Origin of the sequence: Streptomyces sp. NPDC002730, assembly GCF_042888805.1 — a bacterium.
Taxonomy (GTDB): domain Bacteria; phylum Actinomycetota; class Actinomycetes; order Streptomycetales; family Streptomycetaceae; genus Streptomyces.
On the sequence record NZ_JBIAQG010000060.1, the window covers coordinates 1 to 2,722 of the forward strand.

Below are 2,722 nucleotides of genomic sequence, written 5' to 3' on the forward strand. Positions count from 1 at the left end.
GACAGCCCTCCGCCCCTACGAGCGGCCACTGGCCATCCTCGGACTCAACTGACCTGCACTGACGCACGACCAACGGACTTTGCAATCGCCCTGGCCTGATGCCCAACTCGTGGAGCCGGTCCCGGAATTCACGAGACGTGTACTGCGAGCCGCGGTCGCTGTGAAATATGCAGTCCGCGGCAAGGTCCGTGTGGTCAGCGGCCATGCTGATGGCGTCGGATATCAGTGTGGCCTTCATGTGGTCGGCCATCGACCAGCCGACAACGGCCTTGGTGTGGCAGTCGATGACTGTGGCGAGGTACAGGAATCCGGCCCAGGTGTGGATATAGGTGATGTCGCCCACGAGTTTGTGGCCGGGTGCCTTGGCGGTGAAATCACGGCGCATCAGGTCCGGCGCCTGGTCCATGTGTTCACCGGCGAGGGTGGTGGACCGCCAGGGCCGGGGCTGGCACGGCACGAGGTCCAGCTCACGCATCAGCGCCCGGACCAGCTCGCGGCCGGCCTGCACGCTCTGGCGGGCGAGTTGGGCGTGCACCCGCCGGTAGCCGTATGTCTCGTCGGATTCCTCGAATATGAACTGGATACGGGTCTTGAGTTCTTCGCGGCGTTCCGCGGTCGCCGACAGAGGCCGCGAACGCCAGTCGTAGAAACCGGACTTCGACACCTCAATCCAGGCGCACATCTTCTTGACGGGGAAGTTTCCCTTTTCACCGTCGATGAACTCGTACTTCTCGTTCACCGATACTCCTGGGCGAAGAAGGCCGCCGCTTTTCCCAGGAACTCGGTCTTCATCCGCAGCTCCCGGACTTCCTTCTCCAGTTCACGCAGGCGGGCCCGCTCTGAAATAGTGAGCGGCGCCTCCTCGCCGGGGTGCGCACGCCGGTAGGAGTTGACCCAGTTCCCCAGCGTCCCCTCAACAAGCCCGAGCTCCCGGGCCACCTGGGCGACCGGCCTCGACTGTTCGATTACCATCCGGACGGCCTCGTCCTTAAATTCAGAGCTGAACTTCTTGCGTTTCTGAGCCACGTACCTTCTCCGTCAATCAGACCAACATTCTAGTTGGTCCGGTGTCCGGAAACTTCGGGGCGGCCCACACCCGTCCGTCGAGGATGGTCGATTTCAGCGAGAAGTAGCAGGTCTTGGCCTGCCATCTGCGGTGATACAACGTGATCAGGTCGTGGGCGGGGTAGCGCTCGGTGTCCAGGAGGCTGGTCATCAGCCGCCACAGCTCGGTGCGGCGGGTGCCGTCGGCCAGCTCGATGGTCATCCGGGCTTCGATGATCCGTACCTCGAGGCGCCCGTAACCGCTCCCGGCCTGGTATTGCCCGGCGCAGATGGTGGGCAGGTAGGAGCCGTCCGGCAGCGGGCGGCGCACCGTCGGGCGCCGCTTGCGGGTCGAGCGCAGCAGGAAGGATGCGCCGGTGCCGGTCACTGCCTCCAGGAAGTCGTATGCGTCGTAGTAGGCGTCGGCGAGCAGCACCATCGAGGCGTCCAGGTGGGACAGCAGGCGGCGCGCGTAGCCGAGTTCGCCGGTGGTGTCGGGGCCGAAGGCTGCGCCGAGGAGGGCGCGGGTGCCGCACTCTGCCAGCGTCACCAGGCGCAGCAGGGGGTAGCCGAATTCGAGCACCGGACCGCCGTGCTTGGGGAAGCGCCAGGTCACCGCGTCCTCGTCGGGGATGCTCAAGGTGGTGCCGTCCACCGCGACCGCCCGCAGACCGCGGTAGAAGGAGCCGGCCTGGGCCCGGGCGGCCACCGGGCCGGCGAGGATCTCGAACAGGCGACGCAGCGGGACGCTGCCCAGTCGGCGCCGGGCCCGTGACAAGGAGGATGCGCCCGGCCGTGACACTGTGACCCCGCGCAGTCCCGCTCCGAGCTTGTCCCGCACTGCCTGGTACGACGAATGCTCGAAGAAGGCGAGGGCGAGCACGAAGTACACATCACCCGCGCTGGCAGCAGCCGCACGCGCCGCTCACGCGAGCCGGTCTCCTCAAGGACCGCGTCGACCAGCTGCGGGTCGATGACCTGCGTCAGCTCTCCCAAGTGGCCGGGAGCGTACACATCATGAGCTGACGCCACGGGTGGCGGGGTGGCAGAATGCCGCGGCAACGGGACCTCCGGTACGACGATCTCTGGGCTCGACACCACAGGGATCTACCAGGGGTCCCGTCCGCTCGTTCATGAACTTGACAAAAAACCCGACGGCATAACGCAACGGTGTTGCACGACAAGGGACACCATCGTGCGCTGGCGTCGCACCCGGTCCTGGACCCGATCGAAGGATCCGGGCTTTGAGGGAAAGGGCGCGGATCATCGAGCTCTACACCAGCCCGCCCGACGGCGCGACGGTCGTCTGTGTCGACGAGTTCGGGCCAGTGATCCCCCGCGCTTTCCCGCCGGCGCCGGGCTGGTCGCCGAACGGGCATCGCATCAAGGCCGAGCTCGACTACAGCCGGGGCCCCGAGAAGACCTGGGTAACCGGAGCCGGGTCCTTCGGGGATCGTGGGTGGGCCGGGGAAACGGCCGGTCAGCCAACTGGTTGGGGCGGTGAGGTTCCCCCGAGATGCGGGGTGAGTTGACAGAGGGTCAGATGGGACTCATGAGAGGAACATCGGCCGTGGCCGCTCCCCGAAAGTACCCGCTCGAGTTGCGTGACCGTGCGGTTCGGATGTATCGCACCGCGGATCCCAAGCCGCAGATCAAGCGGCTCGCCATCGACCTCGGC

2 protein-coding genes and 1 pseudogene are annotated in these 2,722 nt (G+C 66.3%); all 3 read right to left on the reverse strand.

Translation table 11 applies throughout. From position 1 onward, the window contains the following. Positions 1–739 (reverse strand): IS3 family transposase (locus tag ACFYXH_RS42390; protein WP_389575163.1); only part of this gene is annotated, 739 nt, incomplete at its 3' end. After that, positions 736–1,026: a transposase gene (locus ACFYXH_RS42395; RefSeq protein ID WP_389575165.1), complete on the reverse strand. Its 291-nt coding sequence runs from the start codon at positions 1,024–1,026 to the stop codon at positions 736–738. The genes ACFYXH_RS42390 and ACFYXH_RS42395, both read right to left, overlap by 4 nt. 16 nt (positions 1,027–1,042) lie before the next feature. After that, positions 1,043–2,145 (reverse strand): annotated as a pseudogene (locus ACFYXH_RS42400) (IS4 family transposase). Positions 2,146–2,722: the final 577 nt, after the last annotated feature.